Genomic DNA, 24106 nt, shown 5'->3' with positions numbered 1-24106 from the left:
GCCCGGCTGTTGCCTGACTGCACCGGCCGCCATAGGCTTTAGAATTGTTGTGGTGTCTGAGATGGGGCGGCGGATCGTGCTTGCGGTGCTGGGCGTCGTCATCATCCTTGTCCTGGCCCTCCTGCTTGGTCCGCGCGTTCCCGTCGACACAACAATCAGCTTCGACCCCAAGGTGATCGGCGACGATCCGCAAGCGTATATCGCGCGTGAAGAGGCTACCGTGCCCAACGTCCGCGACGCGCTCGAGAAAGAAATCATCTGGGCCGATCCGATGGTTCACGCCAGGACGCCATTGGCGATCGTCTATATCCATGGCTTTTCGGCATCGAAGGGCGAGGTTCGCCCGCTGGCCGACGAGGTCGCCGACCAACTCGACGCCAACCTTTTCTACACCCGCCTCACCGGTCATGGGCAGGACGGCACTGCTATGGCGCAAGGCAGCGTCAATGCCTGGATCAACGACTATGAGGAGGCGCTCGCCATCGGCCGGGCCATCGGCGACAAGGTGATCGTCATCGGCACCTCGACCGGTGGATCGCTGGCGGCATGGGCGGCGACTGAGCCTGGCGCATCGGACGGCGTCGCTGCAATCGCATTCATCTCGCCGAATTTCGGCGTCAGGGCTGCAGGCGCCGAGCTGCTGACCATGCCCTGGGGCAGGCAGATCGCCGAGTTCGTCGGCGGCAAGGAGCGCAGCTTTCCGACCCGCAACGCGCTGCACGAGAAACTCTGGACGCACACATATCCAATGGCAGCCGTGCTACCGATGGCGGCGCTGACCAACCTTGCCTACGCTGCGCCTGTGGAGAAGGCAACCATACCGGCGCTGTTCATCTTCTCGGAATCCGACAAGGTGGTGCGCCAGGATCGCACCCGCGAAATCGCCGGCCGCTGGGGCGCACCGCATGAACTGGTGCCCGTCGACGACAATGGCGATCCCGACGACCACGTCATTGCCGGCGACGCGCTGTCGCCCTCGACCACGGCTTTCTTGGCGCAGCGGATCGTCGTCTGGGTGAAGGCAATTACCGGGCAGCCCTAAACGAAAAGGACGGCCGAAGCATTGCCCCGGCCGTCCTCATATACAATCGTCAGCAATCAAGCCAGGCTCGACGAGCCTGACCGGTTCGTCTGATCACGCAGCCCGCGCCGCGGGCCGCTTGCCGCCGAAGCGGCGCTTGTTGTTGCCCTTGAAGGCCTTGGCGCCTTCCGGCTTGCGCTCGCTTGCACCCGCAAAGGCCGGCTTGTCACCAAAACGCTTCTTGGCGAAGCCGTTGTTCTGGCCACCGGGCCGCCTGCCGTCGCGACGGCCATTGCGGTCGTTGCGATCGTTGGCGGGCTCGAAGCGCTCGTTCTTTTCGGCCGGATTGCGCACCGGATCCGGGCTGCCGAGATGGTCGGCAACGATCGGCAGCTTGCTGCGGATGATGCGCTCGACCTGACGCAGCTTGCTGTTTTCGGAAGGATCGCAAAGCGTGATGGCGATGCCGTCCATGCCGTTACGGCCGGTACGGCCGATGCGGTGGACATAGCTTTCGGCCTCATCCGGCAGATCGAAATTCACCACATGGCTGATGCCGGGGACGTCGATGCCGCGCGCCGCGATATCGGTCGCCACGAGAATGCGCACCGAGCCCTCGCGGAAATCGTTGAGCGCCTTCTGGCGGGCGTTCTGCGACTTGTTGCCGTGGATGACGGCGGCCTTGAAGCCGTCGCGTTCGAGGTCCTTGGTCACCCGGTCGGCGCCATGTTTGGTGCGCGAAAAGATGATGACGGACTTCATTGCCTCGTCGGCGAGCATCGTCGACAGCACCTGGCGCTTCTGCTTGGTGCGGGCAAAGACGACGCCCTGCACGATCTCGGCGGCCGCGGTGCTCTGCGGCGCGACTTCGACGCGGATCGGGTTCTTCAACAGGCCCTTCGCCAGTTCGGCGATTTCGTTGGGCATGGTGGCCGAGAACAGCACCGTCTGACGGTCGGGCGCGGTCGCCTTGGCGATCCGCTTGACGTCGTTGATGAAGCCCATGTCGAGCATGCGGTCACCCTCGTCCAGCACCAGCCATTTGGTGTCGGAGAGAATCAGGTCGCCCTCGCGCACCAGGTCGGTCAGGCGGCCGGGCGTGGCGATCAGGATGTCGACGCCGGGAGCGACCTTCTTCACCTGGCTGAAGCGCGAGACGCCGCCAAGCACGAGAGCGGTCGAGACATGCGCGCCCTTGGCGAGGATCTTGATGGTGTCCTCGATCTGGACGGCGAGTTCGCGCGTCGGCGCCAGGATCAGCGCACGGGTGGTCTTGGCTCGGCGCTTGGTGCCGAGCGCGATGATCTTCGACAGGATCGGCAGCGCGAAGGCAGCGGTCTTGCCGGAGCCGGTCTGGGCGATGCCGAAGATATCACGGCCTTCCATCTGCGGCGGGATCGCCTGCGTCTGGATCGGCTTCGGCTCGGTGAAGCCGGCGCCATGCGTCGCCTTGAGCAGCGCGCCGGTAATTCCAAGAGCTGCGAAACCGGTGAGTTCCGTAGTGTTGCCGGCCGAGATTGCGTTACCGGCTGAGGTGTTTTCGTTGGTCAAAATAGTCTTCTTTCACGCGGTCTTGGCCGCAAACATCGATGGCGGCAGGGCGCAACCTGCCGTCGAAAAATTTGATATGAAACGACAAGGCGGGCGGACGGAAACGTCCACTCGGCTGCGCTGTCGTGCCCGCAGGCGTCATGCCACGGGGCTCTTTCGCCACTTCGCGATGTATCGGAAAGAGGGGCCGATATACCGGAAAGAGGGAAAACAGACGCAACCAGTCTCATTTGTCGAGAAGGCCGGAATCTCCGGCCCAAGCGCCTATGGGCTGCATATGGCTGAGTTCGCTCCGGAATGCAAGGGGCCACATGTTGCAGCGCAGCAAAATCGACTGCGAAAGCGGCGCTTGCGCACGCCTGCAGCCATCATTACCACAAAGGCTGCTGCCATTTCTGGGGACCGAGCGATGAAGGACGTGCTGAAGGAACTTGAGCGCCGCCGCGAGATCGCCCGCATGGGCGGCGGCCAGGCCCGCATCGACGCCCAGCACAAGAAGGGCAAGCTCACCGCGCGCGAGCGCATCGATGTCTTTCTCGACGAAGGCTCGTTCGAGGAGTTCGACATGTATGTCGAGCATCGCTCGACCGATTTCGGCATGGAGAAGACCAAGATCGCCGGCGATGGCGTCGTCACCGGCTGGGGCACGGTCAATGGCCGTCCGGTCTATCTGTTCGCCAAGGACTTTACCGTCTTCGGCGGCTCGCTGTCGGAGGCGCATGCCGAAAAGGTCATCAAGGTGCAGGAGATGGCGCTGCGTAATCGCGCGCCGATCATCGGCCTCTACGACGCCGGCGGCGCCCGCATCCAGGAAGGCGTGGCGGCGCTAGGCGGCTATGCCGAGATCTTTCAGCGCAACGTGCTCGCATCCGGCGTCATTCCTCAGATTTCCGTGATCATGGGCCCGTGCGCCGGCGGCGACGTCTATTCGCCTGCGATGACCGACTTCATCTTCATGGTGCGCGACACCTCTTACATGTTCGTCACCGGGCCGGATGTGGTCAAAACGGTCACCAACGAGACGGTGACGGCCGAGAGCCTTGGCGGCGCGTCCGTCCACACGACCAAATCGTCGATTGCCGACGGCGCCTACGGCAATGACGTCGAGGCGCTGTTGCAGATGCGCCGGCTGGTAGACCTTTTGCCCGCGTCAAATACGTCGGAGCTTCCTGAGATCGAGTGCTACCAGTCGGTCACCGACCATGATCTGTCGCTCGACCGGCTGATCCCGGACAACGCCAACAAGCCTTACGACATCAAGGAGCTGATCCTCAAAGTTGCCGATGAAGGCGATTTCTTCGAGATCCAGCAGAACTTTGCCAAGAACATCGTCACCGGTTTCGGCCGCGTCGAAGGCCGCACCGTCGGCTTCGTCGCCAACCAGCCGATGGTGCTGGCCGGCGTGCTCGATTCCGACGCAAGCCGCAAGGCGGCGCGCTTCGTGCGCTTCTGCGACTGTTTTTCCATTCCCATCGTCACCTTCGTCGACGTCCCCGGCTTCCTGCCCGGCACCGCGCAGGAATATGGCGGACTGATCAAGCACGGCGCCAAGCTCTTGTTTGCCTACGCCGAGGCAACCGTGCCGAAAATCACCGTCATCACCCGCAAAGCCTATGGCGGCGCCTATGACGTGATGGCCTCAAAACATCTGCGTGGCGATATGAACTATGCCTGGCCGACGGCGCAGATCGCGGTGATGGGGGCGAGAGGCGCGGTCGAGATCATCTACCGCAAGGATATTGGCGACGCCGAAAAGATCGCAGCTCACACAAAGGCTTACGAAGACCGCTTCCTGTCGCCCTTCGTCGCCGCCGAACGCGGCTATGTCGACGAGGTGATCATGCCGCATTCGACCCGCCGCCGCATTGCCCGGGCACTGCGCATGCTGCGCAACAAGGACATGCAAAATCCCTGGAAGAAGCACGATAACATTCCGTTGTAACATCCAATGTCGCGACTGATCATCAGCGCCGGTCGGCGGTTTGGCAGGTTCACGGTCCTGTTTTTCGTTGTTCCCGCCCTCGTCATCTTCTGCGTCTGGATGTCCCTGCTCGACAACCATCCGATCTGGTTTATGGCCAGCGGCTTCGTCGTCATGCCGATCGCCACCACGGCCTTGGCATTTCTGTTCGGCACATTGTTTGCGGGCTTCCGACGCAGCAAGATCAAAGGCGTCAGTGAAGCAGAAGCGCCCGGCCTGTGGGCGCTGTGGCGGAGCGTCGCCGGACCGCGCCGTGCTGCGCGCACGGTTGTCATACTAGAGGGCAACCTGAACGCCAGCGTGCGCGAGGAGCGCACGCTTCTCGGCCTTCTCGGCAATCGGCTGTTTCTAACCATTGGCATCCCTCTCCTCGCAGTGACCGATGAAAGAGCGCTTGCCGCGATCCTTGCCCATGAGGACGCGCATGTGCGCAACAAGGATACCAATGGCAGCCTCAATCTCGCTGAGTTCGAAAACGGTTTCGGATTTGTCTTCGAGTATGCCCCGCCCGGAACCACGATCACAGGCAGCCTGCTCCACGCCGCTATCGGCTGGCTGTCGCAATCGTTCGAGCGGGAAGAAATCCGGCTTTCGCGCGAAGCGGAGATCAAGGCAGATCGACACGCGGCATCCTCCGGCGACGCCGAGCACGCCGCACGCGCGCTGTTGCTTCTTGCCACGGCAGACGTGCATTTCGCGGAGACGGTCTATGACCCTTTGCAGCATGAATTGCGAGGTGCTTTGCGTCCGCCGCGACCGCCGCTCGAGCGCATGCTGGAAGCTGCCGGCCAGCTGCGAGAACCCATTTGCCTCAATGTTTGCGCCCGCAAGGCGTGGGCAAGCCCGGATGACGCAAAGTCCACCCATCCATCATTGGCTCAACGGCTGGCGGCGCTTGGCTACACGGAGCCGCCCGACCTGGACCCGATCGCCGTGACCGCGCTCTCGACGCTGCTGAACTCGAGCGTAGCACAGCGCCACATTTCGGAATTCGACACCAAATGGACTGCGCGGATGGAAGACTATCTCCAGCGCTGAACTGGTGGTCGCCCAACTCGCAGGCTCACTCCTCTTCCGCCGCCCCGAACCCCGCATCCCTGGGGGCGCTGGTCGCGCTCGCCCAGGGCGTCGCGTGATTATCGATGCGCATCTGGAAGATGAAATAGATCGGCGAGCAGTAGCCGATGCCTTTCACCTTGGCAGCACCCGGCGTGTCCGGCGGCAGCGACTGGCACATATAGTCCTCGCGGCAGAAATGATCAGCCGAGCAGGCTGGACGGTTGCCGCGGTTGACCGCGCCGCCGAGGCACTGGTCGAAATTGTTGGTGGCGACGCAGGTGTCGAATTTCTTGCCGCCGACCATGCCGCAAATTTCCGATGGCATCGGCTTGCCCGTCTTGAATGCGGCGAAGCTGCGGTCCTTGTCGTCGCAGGCGCGATAAGCGATGCCTGCCGGTACGCCGATTTTCGGTGGCCGGCAGGTGTAGGCGGTCCGCGAAAAGGTCGGCGCAAAAGCCGCGAACTGGCCGGTGATCTTGTAGCGGTCGTTGAACGGCTGAGACGGGTTGCTGGCGATCGACCCGGTCAGGCAGGGATGGCCCGAAAACATCTTTGGACTGTCCGTGGGCAACAGACATTGCGCCAACGCGGTATGCACGCCTGAAGCCGTCGCGAGCGGCGTGCAGACGGTGCCGCCACCGCATTGCCAGGTCGCGCCGAAGCGTTTTGCATCATCCGGCATCAGGCACGGCATCGCCATCTCGGCCGGGGCGTAGTCGACATCGCCGGCATCGGTCCATGTCGCTGGCGGCGCGAAGGACAGCGGCCGGTAGCGGTTCGGCTCCTTGCCTTCTTCCGTCGCGCGCAGCCAGGCCTCACGTCGCGGAATCTCGGCATGGAGATGCGGCGAGATGCCGACCTCGATCCGGTTGAGAGGCGACGTCGTTTTGTCGTCGAGGCCGATGAAGTGAAAGCCGGCCGTCGAGCCCGCCTGGTGGCAGCCCTGGCAGGCGCCATTGTCCAGCCGCTCGACCAGCGCCTCCGGTGTCCGCACCAGCTTTAGCGCCGCATAGTCCAAGCCGGCGAAATCCGCTGGCTGGAACAGCGGCGTGAACGGATGGTTGGCCCGTCTCGCGCTGCCGAAGGTCGACCACGAGATGATTTTCTTCGCCAGGAATTCGTCGGGGATTTCGTAGACGCCGAGATCGACGGCCGCGACATTGGCGCTGACGTAGTCGGCGAGCCCTTTCTTGAGTGCAGCATCGTCGGAGAGCCGCGCGACGTCTGGCGTATTCTCCAGCGGACTCTCGCTGACGGTAGCGCCATCGATGCCGAAGATCCGCATCAGATAGGCCGCCTGCCCGCCGAACTCGGTCTCCTGGCCCGAGGGAAAGCGCACCACTTGCGCGTTGAGTTCGAGCTGTTTGAAAGTCAGTTCCTCCGGTGCCAGCGGCCCGCCGACCAGCCAGCCGGCATCGACGTTTTCGTCGATCTGCGGTGTCCAGCGCCCGGCAACGCCGACGCAGCCGCCATCGGCATCCGGCGCCACGCTGTAGACGGCGTTGAAATTGAATGGCAGCCGCGATGCCAGAACCTTGCCGTTCTTGCGGAAACTGTAGGCCAGGCGATAGACAAAGCGCACCTCGCCACAGCTCTTGTCACCTTGCAGCGCGGTGAAGTCACGCCGGTCCAGCCGGTTGACGACGCCGACCAGGCGGAAGCGCGCGGCCTCGGTCTTCAGCCAGCGCATATCCATGATGCGGCCGACATTGCCGTCGGTCACCTCGTAGAGCGTGCGCCCGCCGGCCTTTATCTCGGCCGCAGCGTGGCAATATCGGCCGCCACCATGTCGACAACAGCACGATAGGCCGGCACCTCACTGTAGAGCGTCTTCAGATCGTCCGCGCCGTCGACGGCGAAAATGCCGGCGAAGCCAAACCCCTTGGCATCGAGGGCGGCGAGCACCGCCGGATCGTCGACGATGGTCACCGGCTGCTCAGCGCGCACGCCATGCGAGGCGAACAGCGCGATGATGGCTGCAATGGCGAGCGCGAAACGCTTCATCCGATCGGCACCTTCTGCCGCGCCTCGACAAGTTCACGCAGCACCGGCACCAGCGCCAGCGGCAGATCCTCGGCGATCAGACCCGGTCCGAAGCGGCTGCCGGCCTCGGCATGGATCCAGACCGCTGCGCAGGCGGCCTCGAATGCCTGCATGCCCTGCGCCAGCAGCGCGGCGACAATGCCCGCCAGCACGTCGCCGGAACCGGCGGTGGCGAGCCATGGTGCACCATTGGCGTTGATCACCGCGCGGCCGTCCGGCGCCGCGATGACGGTGTCGGCGCCCTTGTAGACCATGATGGCGTTGGCTCGTTCAGCGGCTGCGCGCGCCTTGGCGAGTTTCGACTGCTTCTTGTCCTTCGCGATGTCGGGAAAAAGTCTGGCGAATTCGCCTTCATGCGGCGTCAGCACCAAAACCGGCGCCAACGGGAGCAGCGCGGCGTCGAACAGGGCCTGAGGCTGATGCGCCAATGACGTGATGGCGTCAGCATCCAAGACAATGGCAGGGCGCTGAATTCCGAATGAACTCGTCGACGTGCGGTTTAGGTCAGCGACCGTCGCGATCAATTGCAACGCGAAATCCCCCACCTTGGGTTTCGGCCCGAGCCCTGGTCCGAACACAAGTACTTCGGGGTGCCTCGCCGACAAAAATACCTGCACTTCCTCCATCGAACCGGCCTCGCGCAGCATGATCGATGTCAGATGCGCGGCGTTTACCTGCATGGCATTTTCAGGCGAGAGCACGGTCACCGCCCCTGCCCCGGCTCTGGCTGCAGCCATCGCCGACAGCCGCGCCGCACCTGTCGCGCTCGGCCCGCCGGAAAAGACGCTGACGTGGCCGCGCTTATACTTATGTGTATCGACCGCCGTTTTCGGAAAACTGTATAGCCAGAAGTCAGGCGTGTTCTCGAACGTCTTGATCTTGAACTCATCGACGATCGCATCCGGAATGCCGATATCGGCGACGATGATCTCGCCGCAGAGGCTGCGCCCCGGCATCAGCAGATGGCCGGGCTTTTTCCGCACGAACGTCACCGTCACGTCGGCCTTGAAATAAGCGTTGCTCAAGCCGGTCTCGCCCGACACGCCAGAAGGCAGGTCGATTGACACCACAGGCACGCGCTCCGCCGCGGCCAATCCTGAGACGGCAGAGGCATGCAGGGATATCTTCTTCGACAATCCCGCACCATAGAGCGCGTCCACGACGACTTCACCCGGTTCCGGGTAGCAGTGTCCGATGTGCTCGACCGGCAGATTGCAGGCCTCGGAAGCTCGCGCCGCATCACTCCCGGGCTTCTGCTTGCCTTCGGCCCAGAGCGCCACATTCACACCAGCCTCGGCCAGCAACCGCGCTACAACATAGCCGTCGCCACCATTGTTGCCGGGGCCGCACAGCACGTGCACGCGGCTTGCTGCGGGATAGCGTGCCAGGACCACAGCAGCGACCGCTTCGCCGGCGCGCTGCATCAGGCCATAGCCGTCGAGCGGACCGGCCGCGATCGCCAGCCGGTCGGCCTCGCCCATCTCGGCCGGCGACAGGACTTCATTGCTCATGGATTGCCGATCCCGCATTTCGTTCAAGGCCGACCCCTTTGTCCCTATCGAGCATTGTCCAGTTTCGGATTCGAAGCAAACGGCCAGGTGCTGCGTTGGCGTGCGGCCAATCCTTTCGCAGACTGGTGCCACGGATCCGCGCGGGCCTGCAAAATGCGCAATCTGCCTAATTATCGTGCAGACGCCCGAAGCGGCAATGTGTAGGCTTCGGGCAGCTTTGCCGCAGCCAAAGCAGAGGATGACGCGAATGTGCATCCCGGCGCGGCGCGGCATTGGAATTGCGCGAAACCGCTTCGCGTGGGCTGAAATTGGCACGGTTCGTGCTTGATGGAGGCGCAAGCGGGGCGCACAACCCGTTTTTTTGGCAGTGGAGGCCACTTTTTACATGAAAAAGATCGAAGCGATCATCAAGCCGTTCAAGCTAGACGAAGTGAAGGAAGCGCTTCAGGAGGCCGGTCTGCAAGGCATTACCGTCACCGAGGCCAAGGGCTTTGGCCGCCAGAAAGGCCATACCGAACTCTATCGCGGCGCCGAATATGTCGTCGACTTCCTGCCCAAGGTGAAGATCGAAGTCGTGCTGGGCGACGACGCCGTCGAAGGCGCCATCGAAGCCATCCGCAAGGCGGCGCAGACCGGCCGCATCGGCGACGGCAAGATCTTCGTCTCCAATATCGAGGAGGTCGTTCGCATCCGTACCGGCGAAACGGGGATGGACGCCGTCTGAGCTTTCTGATTTCAGATTAACGTCTCCTCGAAACGTCATCACACAGGGAAGAAACGACATGACGACAGCCAAAGACATCATGAAGCAGATCAAGGACAACGACGTGAAATTCGTCGACCTGCGCTTCACCGATCCGAAGGGCAAGCTGCAGCACGTCACGATGGATGTCATCGAGGTCGAGGAAGACATGTTCGCGGACGGCGTCATGTTCGACGGCTCCTCGATCGCCGGCTGGAAGGCGATCAACGAGTCCGACATGGTGCTGATGCCCGATGCGGACACCGTCCATATGGATCCGTTCTTCGCCCAGTCGACCATGGTCATCCTGTGCGACATTCTCGATCCGGTCTCCGGCGAATCCTACAACCGCGACCCGCGCGGCACCGCCAAGAAGGCCGAGGCCTACATGAAGGCCGAAGGCATCGGCGACACCATCTATGTCGGCCCCGAAGCCGAGTTCTTCGTCTTCGACGACGTCAAGTACAAGGCCGATCCCTACAACACCGGGTTCAAGCTGGACTCGACCGAACTGCCGTCCAACGACGACACCGACTACGAGACCGGCAATCTCGGCCACCGCCCGCGCGTCAAGGGCGGCTACTTCCCTGTGCCGCCGATCGACAGCGCGCAGGACATGCGCTCCGAAATGCTGACCGTGCTCGCCGAAATGGGCGTGCGCGTCGAAAAGCACCATCACGAGGTTGCCGCTGCCCAGCACGAGCTCGGCATCAAGTTCGACACGCTGGTCCGCAACGCCGACAAGATGCTGATCTACAAATATGTCGTGCACCAGGTCGCCAACGCCTATGGCAAGACGGCCACCTTCATGCCGAAGCCGATTTTCGGCGACAACGGCTCGGGCATGCACGTCCACCAGTCGATCTGGAAGAACGGCAAGCCGACCTTCGCCGGCAATGAATATGCCGGCCTGTCGGAGTCGTGCCTGTTCTACATCGGCGGCATCATCAAGCACGCCAAGGCGATCAACGCCTTCACCAACCCGCTGACCAACTCCTACAAGCGCCTTGTGCCTGGCTATGAAGCCCCGGTGCTGCTCGCCTACTCCGCGCGCAACCGTTCGGCCTCCTGCCGCATTCCGTTCGGCTCGTCCCCGAAAGCCAAGCGCGTCGAGGTCCGCTTCCCCGATCCAGGCGCGAACCCCTACCTCGCTTTCGCCGCCATGCTGATGGCCGGCCTCGACGGCATCAAGAACAAGATCCACCCGGGACAGCCGATGGACAAGGATCTTTACGATCTGCCGCCGAAGGAACTGAAGAAGATTCCGACCGTCTGCGGTTCGCTGCGCGAAGCGCTGCAAAGCTTGGACAAGGACCGCGGCTTCCTGAAAGCCGGCGGCGTCTTCGACGACGACCAGATCGACAGCTACATCGAGCTCAAGATGGCCGAAGTGATGCGCTTCGAAATGACACCGCATCCGGTCGAATACGACATGTACTATTCGGTCTGAGCGATAAGCCTCAGCGACAAGGAAAAACCCCGGCGTCAGTTCAGACGCCGGGGTTTTTGTTTGACCAATAGCAGACCGTAGACGTGGTAGCAGCAGGCTACGGCGCGGCTTACGAAGCCTGCGCCGCTATAGATGCTTAGGCGGCCGCCGAGACCTGCGCGCTGGTCGAAACCTCCGCGATGGTCTTCAGGATCTGCGAAGCGATCTGGTAGGGGTCACCTTGCGAATTCGGGCGGCGGTCTTCCAGGTAGCCCTTGTAGTCATTGTTGACGAAGGAATGCGGCACGCGGATCGAGGCGCCTCGGTCGGCGATGCCGTAGCTGAAGCGGTTCCACGGAGCGGTCTCATGCTTGCCGGTCAGGCGCTTGTCGTTGTCCGGGCCGTAGACGGCGATGTGGTCCATCAGGTTCTTGTCGAATTGAGCCATCAGCGCTTCAAAATAGGCCTTGCCGCCGACTTCGCGCATATAGGCGGTCGAGAAGTTGGCGTGCATGCCCGAGCCGTTCCAGTCGGTGTCGCCGAGCGGCTTGCAGTGATACTCGATGTCGATCTCGTACTTTTCGGTCAGGCGCTGCAAGAGATAGCGGGCCATCCACATCTGGTCGGCGGCCTTCTTGGAGCCTTTGCCGAAAATCTGGAATTCCCACTGGCCCTTGGCCACTTCGGCGTTGATGCCTTCATGGTTGATGCCTGCTGCGAGGCAAAGGTCGAGATGCTCCTCGACGATCTGGCGCGCGATCGGGCCGACATTCGAATAGCCGACGCCGGTGTAGTACGGGCCCTGCGGCGCCGGATAGCCGCTCTCGGGGAAGCCGAGCGGACGGCCGTCCTTGTAGAAGAAATACTCCTGCTCGAAGCCGAACCAGGCGCCTTCGTCGTCGAGGATGGTGGCGCGCTTGTTGGACACATGCGGCGTCACGCCATCTGGCATCATCACTTCGCACATCACCAGCACGCCATTGCTGCGGGCCGGATCCGGGAACACGGCGACCGGCTTCAGCACGCAGTCGGAGCTGTGGCCTTCGGCCTGCTGCGTCGAAGAACCGTCGAAGCCCCACAGCGGCAGCTGCTCGAGCGTCGGGAACTCGGCGAACTCCTTGACCTGGGTCTTGCCGCGAAGATTGGGGACCGGGGTGTAACCATCGAGCCAGATATACTCGAGCTTGTATTTCGTCATTCTAGAGCCTCTCGTTGCTTGATCACCGAACCTGGATGACGCCGGCGCGCCGAGCCATCCAGCAGCCCAGCTGCCGGTGGATAAAATGCAAATCGTGTGCCACTTCAGTTGGTCAGGGTGCGGCAAAAATGCCCTTTCATCCCGCCGGTGATGGCAAGCCGCCTAAGCAATGCGCCCGGATCAATCAAAGGCAGAATTTGCTTAAATAACAGGCAAATGCAGATCTTTCTTTAGGCATCTTGCCTAAAAGGATTGCAGGACCTACCTTGATGGAAAGATGAATCGAAGAGCCTCTCCAGAAGAAAGGAGACCGACCATGGAAATCACCTCAGCCCGTCCGTCGGCCAAAATCCTGATATTCCCGGCGGCATCGCGTGTAACTGCCTCAAATTTAGGCGTAAAGGCCAAGTTTGCGGCAGAGCTTGCTTCGCTGCGCGATCACCCGCTTGCCCATGGCGAGGCCTGGTATCATGAGGCCGCCATTGCGGAGGCCGAACAGCCTCGCAAGAGCTAGGCGTCTTCCGCGCTGATAGATCGAACAGGCCCACAAATCAAAAACCCGGCGCGATCGCTCGCGCCGGGTTTGTGTTTGATACAGAGCCGTCGGCTACTGCTTGGTATGCAGGTCGGTGCCGAGCGTATCCCTGACGAAGATCATGCCGATGATCAGCGTCACCGCCGCGATCACCACCGGATACCAAAGGCCGTAATAGATATCGCCCTTGTAGGCGCTGAACGCGAACACGATCGCGGGCAGCAGGCCGCCGAACCAGCCATTGCCGATGTGATAGGGCAGTGACATGCCGCTGTAGCGGATGCGGGTCGGGAACATCTCGACCAGGATTGCCGCGATCGGCCCGTAGACCATGGTCACGTAGAGGACCAGGATGAACAGGATGCCAATGACCTTGGCCCAGTTGACCTGTGCGGGGTCGGCAAACATCGCGAACGCGCCCGCTGCCGGAACGCTGTAGACGGTCACCTCGGTGGCGCCCGCGGCTTCGTCCTTGGTCAGCACCTTGTCCTTGATCGCCTGTTCGGTCGGGACCGCGGTCTTTTCGCCGGCGCGGATGGCTGCCGCGTCGAGCTTCAGTTCAGGATTGGCCGCGACAAAGGCGTCGAGCTTCTGGTCGGCAACCTTGGCGGCAGCACGCTTCAGCGGATAACCGCCCCCCTGAAGCGCGAGATTGATACCCTTCTTGAAGGCAGCGTCGCTGGCAGCCTTCTTGTCGCCCGCGGCCTTGGCATCATAAGACGCCACGGTTTCGCTGCCGATCATGACACTCGCCGGGGTCCCCGCCGCCGCCGTCGAGACGATGTCGTAAGGCACCGAGTTCTTGGCAAGGAAATCGGTCGCGATATCGCACGAACTGACCGGTACGCGCGTGCCGGTCGGATTGAACTGGAAGTTGCAGTCTCCCGGAGCCGCCGTCACCGTGGCGCGCGTGTTCTGCTGTGCGGTGGCGAGCGCCGGATTGGCGGCCCAGGTCAACGCCTTGAACAGCGGGAAGGTGGTGACGACCGCCAGCGCAAGGCCGGCCATGATGATCGGCTTGCGGCCGATCTTGTCGGACAGCCAGCCGAAGAAGACGAAGAAGCCCGTACCGAGTGCCAGCGCAATGGCAATCATGATGTTCACCGACTGCGCGTCGACCTTGAGCACATTGGCCAGGAAGAACAGTGCGTAGAACTGACCATTGTACCAGACCACGGCCTGACCGGCGGTGAGGCCGAACAGCGCCAGGATGGCGATCTTGGCGTTTTTCCACTGGCCGAAGGCTTCCGACAGCGGCGCCTTGGAACTCTTGCCCTCTTCCTTCATGCGCAGGAAGGTCGGCGATTCCGAAAGCGACAGCCGGATCCAGACCGAAATGCCGAGCAGGATGGCCGAGACCAGGAAAGGAATGCGCCATCCCCAGGCGTTGAAGGCGTCCTTGCTTACAGAATTCTGCACCAGCAGGATGACAATCAGCGACAGGAACAGGCCGAGCGTCGCCGTCGTCTGGATCCATGACGTGTAGAAGCCGCGACGGTCATCCGGCGCATGTTCCGCGACATAGGTCGCGGCGCCGCCGTACTCACCGCCAAGCGCCAGGCCCTGCAGCATGCGCAGCGCGATCAACAGGATCGGCGCCAGAATGCCCAGTGTCTCTGAGCCCGGAAGCAGGCCGACAAGGAAAGTCGACAGACCCATGATCATGATGGTGACAAGGAATGTGTATTTGCGGCCGACGAGATCGCCGATGCGGCCGAACACCAGCGCGCCGAACGGGCGCACGATGAAGCCGGCGGCGAAGACCAGCAGCGTGAAGATGTAGCGGGTGCTTTCGGGAAACGAGTTGAAGAAGGTCAAGCCGATCGCGCCGGCCAACGCTCCGTAGAGATAGAAATCATACCATTCGAAAACCGCGCCCAGCGAGGAGGCGAAGATGACCTTCTTCTCCTCTCGTGTCATGCCGCGGCTGGCTCCGCCGGCGGTCGATGCCAATGCCATTGAACTGTCCTCCCGTGAAATCCCGTCTGTCCTCGAGGCTGGGCGTCATCGTCGGCGTTCCCTCTGAACGCGACTCGAACCAGCCATCGGCGTAAAAAATGACAGAAAGCGACCGCCGGAGGCAGACAGACCTTGGATTTATGACTTTGGTATTAGGTGCAGTGCGGCAAAAGGCCGAGGATCAGGTCTTCAGCGCGTCGAGCAGGCCGACGGCCGCCATCATGTCGCGTTTGCGGGCCGAGCGGCGTGCGACAGCCTCGGCGTCCTGGCCCCAGTGCTCGACCTGCCAGTCCTCGTCGACATGGCCGGCGGCCCAGGCCGCGTCGCCGTCGAGCGCGCCGTAATCGACCGCCAGCGCCAGCAGCGCCGACCCGGTCAGCGAAGTCATGACATGGATTGCAGCCAGCCGCAGCGGCTCGGCACGCTGGGCAAGATGGGCGCCGAGGACGGCGAGGCTTTCGCGCGGCTGCTCGACATGGATGATGCCCTCGGCGAGGTTGAACCGAGCCCCTAATGTCGCCCTCGCCCAGTCGATCACCGGATCCCAATGCTGGTTCTGCCGCTCGACCAGCCCCTGCGGCGCGTCGGCGCGGTAGCAGGTCAGATCGGACGAGGCGAAGCGCAAGACGTCCTCCAGCACCGCCTGCGGGTCGCTGGCGACGCCGTCGATGGCGGTGTTGACCAGACGCAGCACCGGCATCGTGACCGGGTCGATGGTCTCGCCCTGTGCAGCGAACTCATTGGCGACCAGGGCGGCGGCCTTTTCGGTCGGCAGCGCCAGCAGCGCCTTGCCCGGCGTGCGCACCGGCTTGCCATCGAGGTGGACGACAAAACCGTCCTCCACAGCTACGACCGACACGTCCTTGTAGAAGCGCTTCGGCAGGTGCGTCTTCATCTGGATCTGGGCGCGGCGGACCGGATCCGGATCGGACAGATGCTTTCCCGCTTCGAGGTCGTTGAGGATGTCACGCATGGTCGAACTTTCTATCCAGGTACCTGCTTGCGCGCCGGCCGGTTGACGATGATCAGGCCGACTGCGATCAGCCCAAGCGCCACAAAGATCCTGGTCGTTGGCGCCTCGCCAAGAATGATAGCGCCGCAGAGGACGCCGAACACCGGCGACAGGAAAGCGAAGCTCGACAGGGCCGATGCCGGATAGCGCCTGAGCAGCCAGAACCACAGCACATAGGTGAAGGCAACTATATAGAGCGACTGGAACAGCAGCGCCAATGCCGGCAAGGCACTGACCGCGCGGATCGGCGGGCCGCCGAAAGGCATCACCAGGACACCGACAATGGCCGCACCGGCCAACTGATAAAGCAGCAATTTCTCGGCACTGGTCTCGACCAGTTTCGAACGCTTGATGACGATGCTGGTCGCCGCCCACAGGATACCGGAGCCGAGGCTGAGCAGATCGCCCATCAAGGTCATCTCGGTGCCGCCGGCAATCCCGTCGGAAAACACCGCCACCAGGCCGCAGAAGGCGAGAACGAGCCCGCCAAGCTTGCGCGCGTTGATACGCTCACCGAGCAGGAAATGGCCGCCGATCAGGACCCAGAACGGCATGGTGTTGACCAGCAGCGTGTTGCGGGCAACGGTCGTGTATTCCAGCCCGATATAGAGGCACAGGAACTCGACGCCGAACAGCACGCCGACGATGATGCCGGCGACAAGCGACCCGTCGGCCTTAAACAGCCTGATGCCGCGCAGCCAGCACCAGCCGAGCACACAGAGCCCGCCGATGATCGAACGTGCGATCGAGACGAAAACCGGATCGAAGCCGGCATAGGAGATCTTGGCGGCGACATAGTTCAGCCCCCAGGAAAAGGTCAGCCCGACCATGATGGAAGCAGCCGCCAGATCGACCGCATCGCGGCGATCCAATGCCGAGGCAACGGCCAATGTCAGTCCTCCGCGCTGGCGTCGTCGAAGCCGATCAGGTTCCAGCTCTGGCGCATATGCGGCGGCATCGGCGCGGTGACGTCGATGACGCCCTTGTCCGGGTGCGGAATGACGATGCGGCGCGCATGCAGATGCAGGCGGTTCTGAATGCCGCCCGGAAAGTCCCAGTTGGTGTCGGCCTCGAAATATTTGGGGTCGCCAAGGATCGGGCAGCCGATATAGGCGGCATGAACGCGCAGCTGGTGGGTGCGGCCAGTGTACGGCTCCATTTCCAGCCAGGTCATCGTCTGAGCCGCCTGCTCGATGATGCGGTAGTAGGACACGGCGTGGTCGGCGCCCTTTTCGCCATGGGCTGCCACGCGCACGCGGTCGCCGTCCTCGGTCGGTTCCTTGATCAGCCAGGTCGAGATCTTGTCCTCACGCTTGGGCGGGACGCCCTTGACCAGCGCCCAATAGGTCTTCTTGGTCTCGCGCGCCCGGAATGACTCGGAAAGCTTCATCGCCGCAAGCCTGGTGCGGGCAACCACCAACACGCCCGACGTGTCGCGGTCGAGCCGGTGCACCAGGCGCGGCTTCTCGCCCTTCTGGCTGCGCCAGGCCTCCAGCATGTCGTCGACATTGCGGGTGACGCCCGAGCCGCCTTGCACCGCCAGGCCCGCCGGCTTGTTGAAGACGAAGACTTTTGGATCTTCGTGGATCAGCATCTTGGCCAGCACATCGGCGTCGCCCTGGTTGCGGATCGAGTAACCCGTAAGCGCACTCTCGCCCTTCTTGTCGACCTCGAGCGGCGGCACACGCACCACCTGGCCGGGCTCGACACGGCTGTCGGCCTTGACCCGGCCGCCATCGACGCGGATCTGGCCCGAGCGCAGTAACTTCTGCAGATGGCCAAAGCCGAGACCGGGGAAATGGGTCTTGAACCAGCGATCGAGCCGCATGCCCGCCTCGCCGGCCTCCACCGTGATCTGTTCTACGCCTGCCATGATTTTCGCTTTATCCGTTTCTAGCGCGTGACCCCGAAAATCTACTCCGGCTTTCGGAAAGGATCATGCGCAAGATCAAAGTTTCTGCAGCGCGTCCAGAGGATGCGGCGTGCTCCAGGTCGGGGCAATAACACTATGAAACGGTTCTTGCGAGCCAAAGTCCCAGAAACAGGGCGATAATGGCGCCAACGACGCTGGCCAGCGCATATCCCAACGCCGGCAGCGTCGCTCCGCGCTCCCACAGGGTCGCGAAATCGAGCGAAAAGGCGGAGAAGGTGGTGAAGCCGCCAAGGATGCCGGTGGCGACGAACAGCCGGAGCTCATTGGAACCGCCGCGCCGCATCAGCGCGGCGATGAACAGCCCCATGGCAAAGGAGCCGACGATGTTGATCGCCATCGTCCCCCAGGGGTAGTTGGGGCCGACGAGGCGCAAGGCGCCGATGTTGGTAAGGTGGCGGATGCCGGCGCCGATGCCGCCGCCGACCACAACGAGAAGCAGATTGAACATGCCCGTTTACTGCCCGGCCAAGGCAGTGCGGTCAATCCCTTCAGGCCAACGCCTCAGGTCGTCTCGACCTTCTTAGCCTTGCTCGAGCCGATCATCTTCCAGTTCTTGTAGAACATGGAATTGATGCGCTCGACGGTTACCGAAACGATGGCCAGAAGTCCGGCGATGAAGCCGGGGAACGGCGACGGCCGGATGATGTCCATGAACACGCAGTAGCGGCGTCCGTCATACTCGTTGACCGAGCGGTGCAGCAGCGTGTCGTCGAAAATATAGAGCGGGTTGTCGTGCCAGTAATTCCTGGCGCCGTTGCATTCGACGAAAACCTCTGCCTTCACCGGCAAGAGATTGTAGAGGATGCGCAGGCTGAGCCGGAGCGGTCCGAAATGCCAGGAAGTCGATTCCTTGCCTCTGAAGACAGACACGGCAATGGTCTTGATGTATTTGAAATCCTTGTTGAATTCCACGACATTGTCGATCCGGTGCTTGCCGTACCACTGATAGACATACATGCCGCGACGGCCGGTGCCGAAATTGGCGTCGATATCGGCGATGATCTCGTCCTTGCGCGCCTTGAAGACGTCAAGAACCTCGTTGACCTCGCGCTGATAATCGGCGGGAAACTGCTCCAGCTTCCACACGCCCGGGTTCCTGTAGCAAACGAGGTCCACCAGCAGATTGAAGGGCGACAGCAGCCAGGTGAAGATGCCATTGCCGAGGAAATAGCCGCGCAACAGCGACAGATCCTTGTTGGCGTTGCGCAGCACATCGATCAGGCCGCAGACGATCCAGATCGTGGTCAGGATCGGAATGAAATAGAAGCCGAGCGCGAGCAGCGGGACAGCAATCACAGCCTGGCGAAGCATTTTGCGAAGGGATTTTGTCATTTTCTTTGCGCGCGGCGCGCTGTCCCCGTTCCGAATTATCGCCCGTCCTGGCAGCCTCCCGGCCGAGTCATGCGACGTGATAGGGCTTTTTGTCATGCGGTACAATCACACTGCTGTGACTGGCGGGGACAGAATTTCAGTTCATCGCGGGCAGGCCGAGTTCGTCCCGTTTGTCCCGCGCACCTATTTTTCCCGCTCGCTGCGCAGCTTTGCCCAATAGTCCAGCCGTTTCTTGATATCGCGCTCGAAGCCGCGTTCGGGCGGATCGTAAAAGGTCTGCCGGCCCATCTTTTCGGGGAAATAGTCCTGGCCGGAAAAGGCATCGGGCTGGTCGTGATCGTAGCGGTAGCCGGCGCCGTAATCCTCCTCTTTCATCAGCTTGGTCGGCGCGTTGAGGATGTGCTTGGGCGGCAGCAGCGAACCGAACTCCTTCGCCGCCCGCGTGGCTGCCTTGAAGGCGGTATAGACGGCGTTGGATTTGGGCGCGGTGGCGAGATAGACGGTGGCCTCGGCGAAGGCCAGTTCGCCTTCGGGCGAGCCGAGATAGTCGTAGGCGTCCTTGGCGGCGTTGGCGATAACCAGCGCCTGCGGGTCGGCCAGCCCGATATCCTCCATCGCCATGCGCACCAGCCGGCGGCCGAGATAGAGCGGATCCTCGCCGGCGTCGAACATGCGGGCAAGATAATAAAGCGCCGCGTCCGGGTCGGACCCGCGCACCGATTTGTGCAGCGCCGAGATCAGATTGTAGTGACCGTCCTGGCCCTTGTCATAGATCGGCGCGCGGCGCTGGACGATGCGCTGCAGCCCTTCGGGATCGAAAACCTCGCCGGGTTTGGCGGCGCGCCAGACTTCCTCGGCCAGCGTCAGCGAGGCCCGGCCGTCACCATCGCTCATGCGGATGAGCATCGCCCGCGCCTCATCGTCGAGCGGCAGCGCCCTGCCCTCTGTCTCCTCCGCGCGCGTCATCAGCTTGGCGATGCTCTCCTCGCCCAGCGAGTGAAACACCAGCACCCGCGCGCGCGACAGAAGCGCGGCGTTCAGCTCGAAGGACGGATTTTCGGTCGTGGCGCCAACCAGCACGACGGTGCCGTCCTCCATGACCGGGAGGAAAGAGTCTTGCTGGGCGCGGTTGAAGCGATGGATCTCGTCGACGAACAGCAGCGTTTGGCGGCCATTGGTGCGACGCAGCTTTGCCGCCTCGAACACTTTCTTCAAATCGGCAACGCCGGAAAACACCGCCGAGATCTGCTCGAAGGCAAGGCTGGTCTCGCCGGCCAGCAGCCGCGCCACGGTTGTTTTGCCGGTGCCGGGTGGCCCCCAGAAAATCATCGAGCCGAGCGAACCGGAGTTGATCAGCCGCGTCAGTGCGCCGTCTGGCCCGGTCAGATGCTCCTGGCCGACGACCTCGTCCAGGTTTTTCGGGCGCAGCCGATCGGCCAAAGGCCGGCCGGGCGGCGCTCTTTCCGGTTCATCGACGCTGAACAGATCGGCCATGCAAGTCTTTTGGTTGGACGACGTTTCCGCTCTTTCGGAGCGTGATCTTATCCGAAAACCGGTTTCCACTTTTCGGGATCATGCTCAAGATGGGAAGATCGCCTCAGTAACGCAACACCTGGCGCAGTATCTGCCCGCCGCGCTCGACGGTAAAGCGCCACCAGCGCGTATCCTGCTGGGCAAGCTGCGCCAGTGTCGCTGCCGTATCGACCGTCGTGCCGTTCACCTCGCGCACGATGTCGCCGGGCTGGAAGCCGAAATCGGCGGCCGGCGAATCGCGGTTGATGTCGACCACCGTGACGCCCTTGAGGTCGGTGCGCAGGCCAAGCCGCTGGGCGAGCCTGGGCGACAGTTCCGCGACCTTGGCGCCTGAGAACGGGCTGCGGCCATGCAGCGTCACTTCCGAAGCCTTGGCGCCTTCCGGCGCGCGCTCCAGTGCGATCTCCATCGTCGCCTGCTGGCCCTTGCTCAGGATGGCGAAGGTCGCCTTGGTGCCGATCGACAGCGTCGCCATGCGGTAGTCCAGCGCCTCGATGCCTTCGACCGTCGTGCCATTGAGCTGCAGCACGACGTCACCGGGCTTCAGCCCTGCCTTGGCCGCCGGTCCGGCTTCCTCGACCGACGAGACCAGCGCGCCGGTCGGCTTCTCCATGCCGAGCGATTCGGCTATCTGAGGCGTGACCGCTTCGAACTCGGCGCCTATATAGGGCCGCTCGAAGAAATCGAGCCCGGCCTTGGCCGCATCGGCGAAAGCGCGCACCATGTTGGCCGGGATGGCAAAGCCGATGCCGATCGAGCCGCCGCTGCGGCTGTAGATGGCGGTGTTGATGCCGACCAGCTGGCCGCCCATGTTGATCAGCGCGCCGCCGGAATTGCCGGGATTGATGGCGGCGTCGGTCTGGATGAAGTAGCCCGAATCCGAAACGCCGATATGGCTGCGGGCAAGCGCCGAAACGATGCCGCTGGTGGTGGTCTGGCCGACGCCGAACGGATTGCCGATGGCCAGCACCAGGTCGCCGACCTCGAGCGCGTCGGAATCGCCGATGGCGATCACCGGAAACGGCTTGTCGGAGGTGATCTTGAGCACGGCGAGGTCGAGCGTCTCGTCCTTGAGCATGACCTTCGAGGTGAATTCGCGCCCGTCGGCGGTCGCGACCTTGACCTCGTCGGCATCCTTGATCACGTGGAAATTGGTGACGACGACGCCGCTCGGGTCGACCAGCACGCCCGAGCCGAGCGAGGATTGAGCGCGCGGCTGCGCGCGGCCGAAAAATTCCTCGAAGAACGGATCGCCGTCAAAGGGCGACGTGACCTTGGCCGTCTGCGACGCATAGACATTGACCACCGCCGGCGCCGTCTGCTTGACCAGGGGCGCAAACGACAGCTGCACCTCTTCGCGGCCGAACGGCACGCGCTTGTCGGGACCGGAGGTGCCGTTCTCGCCTTCGACGCCATGCAGGAGGTCGGTCAGCACATCGGAGAGCCCTGGATCGGCTGGCTTGGCGGCGTCCTCAGCCAGAGCCTGCCTGACTGTCGGCGCGGCTGCGAACGCCATCATGGCGAAGAGCAGAACAAGAGACAGTCGGTTGGCGCGCATTCGCGAATCCTCCAAGGCAAGTTCGGGGGCATTGTCCCGACGATTGTGCAGAATGAAAGGCTAATGCACTGAAATGCGGCGATTGTCGTGCAAAAGCACTTGGCCGGCAGGCAAAAAAGCCCGGCGAAGCATGCCCTCGCGACAATGCAAAAAAGGGGCCTGAAGGCCCCTTGAAAGTCATTTGCGAAAACCGAGCCTTATGCGGCAGTGGCTTCCTCGTTGGCGCCTTCGGCTTCGAGGCGGGCGCGGTCGCCGGCGCCCTTGGCGTCGGTGTCGCGGTCGACGAACTCGATGACCGCCATAGCGGCATTGTCGCCGTGGCGGAAGCCCGCCTTCATGATGCGCAGATAGCCGCCATTGCGGGTGGCGTAGCGCGGCGCAATCGTGTCGAACAAACGCTTGACGACGCCTTCATTGCCGATCTGGGCAATGACCTGGCGGCGCGCATGCAAGTCGCCGCGCTTGCCGAGCGTCACCAGCTTCTCGACGATCGGACGCAAATCCTTCGCCTTCGGCAGGGTGGTGACGATCTGTTCGTGCTCGAGCAGCGACACGGCGAGGTTGGCGAACATCGACTTGCGATGGCTAATGCTTCGGGCGAAGCGGCGGCCTTTAAAACCGTGGCGCATGGCTCTTTTCCTTCTTCAGTTGTTCAAGAGGCCGTGGCCTCTGATGGTTTTCCGCATGACCGTCGGATCGAGCGGCCCACGCCGCCGATCCTTGGAAATTCATGCTCAATATTGGTCTTCGTAACGCTTGGCGAGGTCTTCGATGTTTTCCGGCGGCCAGTCCGGCACTTCCATGCCGAGGTGCAGGCCCATCGCCGCGAGCACTTCCTTGATCTCGTTCAGCGACTTGCGGCCGAAGTTCGGGGTGCGCAGCATCTCGGCTTCGGTCTTCTGGATGAGATCGCCGATGTAGACGATGTTGTCGTTCTTCAGGCAGTTGGCCGAACGCACCGAAAGCTCGAGTTCGTCGACCTTCTTGAGCAGCGCCGGGTTGAAGGCGAGCTCGGTGACAGCTTCGGTGGCGACTTCCTTCTGCGGCTCGTCGAAGTTGACGAACAGGCCAAGCTGGTCCTGCAGGATGCGGGCGGCGAATGCCACCGCGTCCTCGCCCGAGATCGAACCGTCGGTCTCGATGGTCATGGTCAGCTTGTCATAGTCGAGAACCTGGCCCTCGCGGGTGTTCTCGACCTTGTAGGAGACCTTCTTGACCGGCGAATACAGGCTGTCGACCGGGATCAGGCCGATCGGCGCGTCTTCGGCGCGGTTGCGGTCGGCCGGCACGTAACCCTTGCCGGTGTCGACGGTGAATTCCATGCGGATTTCAGCGCCCTCGTCCAGCGTGCAGATGACGTGATCGGGGTTGAGGATTTCGACGTCGCCAACCGTCTGGATGTCGCCAGCCAGAACCGCACCCGGGCCCTGCTTGCGAACGACCATGCGCTTGGGACCATCGCCTTCCATGCGGATGGCGATTTCCTTGATGTTGAGGACGATGTCGGTCACGTCCTCACGCACGCCGGCAATCGACGAGAATTCATGCAGAAAGATCGGAAGAGCACACGTCTGNGCGGCTCGGCGACCAGCGTGGTCAGCGTCTTCTTCTTCGACGAGAACTCGATCTTGTTCGGCTTGATCAGTTCCTGCCAATTTTTCTGGATCATGATGCTTTCCTTCCGTTGACCCGCCACCATCCAATCGTGG

20 protein-coding genes and 1 pseudogene are annotated in these 24106 nt (G+C 62.6%); 6 read left to right on the top strand and 15 right to left on the bottom strand.

The features are described from left to right. Positions 1-61: 61 nt before the first annotated feature. The gene (locus X771_RS149410; RefSeq protein ID WP_023688428.1) at positions 62-1042 is read left to right on the top strand and encodes an alpha/beta fold hydrolase; all 981 of its coding nucleotides are present in this window, start codon (positions 62-64) and stop codon (positions 1040-1042) included. Between the two features lie 93 nt (positions 1043-1135). Here the strand turns inward: X771_RS149410 and X771_RS149415 are convergent, their stop codons facing one another. Further along, positions 1136-2539, bottom strand: coding sequence for a DEAD/DEAH box helicase (locus tag X771_RS149415; protein ID WP_023688427.1), 1404 nt, complete (start codon positions 2537-2539; stop codon positions 1136-1138). 442 nt (positions 2540-2981) lie between these two features. On the opposite strand from X771_RS149415, the gene X771_RS149420 reads away from it, so the two are divergent. Together X771_RS149420 and X771_RS149425 are read left to right on the top strand one after the other, a co-directional pair. Next, positions 2982-4514: an acyl-CoA carboxylase subunit beta gene (locus X771_RS149420; protein ID WP_023688426.1), complete on the top strand. Its 1533-nt coding sequence runs from the start codon at positions 2982-2984 to the stop codon at positions 4512-4514. A gap of 99 nt (positions 4515-4613) precedes the next feature. After that, a complete protein-coding gene (locus tag X771_RS149425; protein WP_198025834.1) occupies positions 4614-5591 on the top strand; it encodes a M48 family metallopeptidase in 978 nt (325 codons plus the stop codon). A 25-nt stretch (positions 5592-5616) separates the two neighbouring features. Here the strand turns inward: X771_RS149425 and X771_RS01000000165070 are convergent, their stop codons facing one another. The 3 genes from X771_RS01000000165070 to X771_RS149430 are packed head-to-tail and all read right to left on the bottom strand — an operon-like array spanning position 5617 to position 9166. After that, positions 5617-7335 carry a hypothetical protein gene (locus X771_RS01000000165070; RefSeq protein ID WP_245262630.1) on the bottom strand — a complete coding sequence of 573 codons (1719 nt, stop codon included), beginning with the start codon at positions 7333-7335 and terminating at the stop codon, positions 5617-5619. 26 nt (positions 7336-7361) lie between these two features. Continuing rightward, positions 7362-7616: a hypothetical protein gene (locus X771_RS1000000169210; RefSeq protein WP_245262628.1), complete on the bottom strand. Its 255-nt coding sequence runs from the start codon at positions 7614-7616 to the stop codon at positions 7362-7364. Continuing rightward, positions 7613-9166, bottom strand: coding sequence for a bifunctional ADP-dependent NAD(P)H-hydrate dehydratase/NAD(P)H-hydrate epimerase (locus tag X771_RS149430; protein WP_023688424.1), 1554 nt, complete (start codon positions 9164-9166; stop codon positions 7613-7615). The genes X771_RS1000000169210 and X771_RS149430 overlap by 4 nt, the downstream gene beginning before the upstream one ends. A 385-nt stretch (positions 9167-9551) precedes the next feature. On the opposite strand from X771_RS149430, the gene X771_RS149435 reads away from it, so the two are divergent. Beyond that, a complete protein-coding gene (locus X771_RS149435) occupies positions 9552-9890 on the top strand; it encodes a P-II family nitrogen regulator (RefSeq protein ID WP_006205430.1) in 339 nt (112 codons plus the stop codon). Positions 9891-9948: 58 nt separating this feature from the next. Further along, positions 9949-11358, top strand: a complete 1410-nt coding sequence (glnA, locus tag X771_RS149440; protein ID WP_023672775.1) for a type I glutamate--ammonia ligase — start codon at positions 9949-9951, stop codon at positions 11356-11358. Positions 11359-11494: 136 nt separating this feature from the next. Here the strand turns inward: glnA and X771_RS149445 are convergent, their stop codons facing one another. Next, complete coding sequence (locus tag X771_RS149445) at positions 11495-12535, bottom strand: glutamine synthetase beta-grasp domain-containing protein (protein WP_023688423.1); 1041 nt, start codon at positions 12533-12535, stop codon at positions 11495-11497. A 316-nt stretch (positions 12536-12851) separates the two neighbouring features. On the opposite strand from X771_RS149445, the gene X771_RS149450 reads away from it, so the two are divergent. Beyond that, entirely contained in the window at positions 12852-13049 is a 198-nt protein-coding gene (locus tag X771_RS149450) for a DUF2735 domain-containing protein (RefSeq protein WP_023688422.1), read from the top strand. Between the two features lie 93 nt (positions 13050-13142). Here X771_RS149450 and X771_RS149455 read toward each other — a convergent pair whose 3' ends face one another. The 10 genes and pseudogenes from X771_RS149455 to X771_RS01000000165065 form a co-directional block, all read right to left on the bottom strand. Continuing rightward, on the bottom strand, positions 13143-15029 hold the full coding sequence (locus X771_RS149455; RefSeq protein ID WP_023682590.1) for an MFS transporter: 1887 nt from the start codon (positions 15027-15029) through the stop codon (positions 13143-13145). 181 nt (positions 15030-15210) lie between these two features. Then, positions 15211-16002 (bottom strand): ATP12 family chaperone protein, encoded by a 792-nt coding sequence (locus tag X771_RS149460; RefSeq protein ID WP_023688421.1) that lies wholly within the window; start codon positions 16000-16002, stop codon positions 15211-15213. Between the two features lie 11 nt (positions 16003-16013). Continuing rightward, positions 16014-16931 carry a DMT family transporter gene (locus X771_RS149465; protein ID WP_023688420.1) on the bottom strand — a complete coding sequence of 306 codons (918 nt, stop codon included), beginning with the start codon at positions 16929-16931 and terminating at the stop codon, positions 16014-16016. Between the two features lie 2 nt (positions 16932-16933). Next, positions 16934-17914 (bottom strand): RluA family pseudouridine synthase, encoded by a 981-nt coding sequence (locus tag X771_RS149470; RefSeq protein ID WP_023672769.1) that lies wholly within the window; start codon positions 17912-17914, stop codon positions 16934-16936. A 133-nt stretch (positions 17915-18047) separates the two neighbouring features. Further along, the gene (gene crcB, locus X771_RS149475) at positions 18048-18422 is read right to left on the bottom strand and encodes a fluoride efflux transporter CrcB (RefSeq protein ID WP_023688419.1); all 375 of its coding nucleotides are present in this window, start codon (positions 18420-18422) and stop codon (positions 18048-18050) included. A 53-nt stretch (positions 18423-18475) separates the two neighbouring features. Further along, a complete protein-coding gene (locus tag X771_RS149480) occupies positions 18476-19306 on the bottom strand; it encodes an aspartyl/asparaginyl beta-hydroxylase domain-containing protein (RefSeq protein ID WP_023688418.1) in 831 nt (276 codons plus the stop codon). A gap of 183 nt (positions 19307-19489) precedes the next feature. After that, on the bottom strand, positions 19490-20800 hold the full coding sequence (locus tag X771_RS149485; protein WP_023688417.1) for a replication-associated recombination protein A: 1311 nt from the start codon (positions 20798-20800) through the stop codon (positions 19490-19492). A 103-nt stretch (positions 20801-20903) separates the two neighbouring features. Continuing rightward, the gene (locus tag X771_RS149490) at positions 20904-22397 is read right to left on the bottom strand and encodes a DegQ family serine endoprotease (RefSeq protein WP_023688416.1); all 1494 of its coding nucleotides are present in this window, start codon (positions 22395-22397) and stop codon (positions 20904-20906) included. A gap of 197 nt (positions 22398-22594) precedes the next feature. After that, positions 22595-23026, bottom strand: coding sequence for a 50S ribosomal protein L17 (gene rplQ / locus X771_RS149495; protein ID WP_023688415.1), 432 nt, complete (start codon positions 23024-23026; stop codon positions 22595-22597). Between the two features lie 105 nt (positions 23027-23131). Continuing rightward, positions 23132-24066 (bottom strand): annotated as a pseudogene (locus X771_RS01000000165065) (DNA-directed RNA polymerase subunit alpha). Positions 24067-24106: the final 40 nt, after the last annotated feature.

Origin of the sequence: Mesorhizobium sp. LSJC269B00 (assembly GCF_000502815.1) — a bacterium.
In the GTDB taxonomy this organism is placed as follows: domain Bacteria; phylum Pseudomonadota; class Alphaproteobacteria; order Rhizobiales; family Rhizobiaceae; genus Mesorhizobium.
Note: the sequence above shows the minus strand (reverse complement) of the source record. Positions and strands in the feature narration are given on the sequence as shown.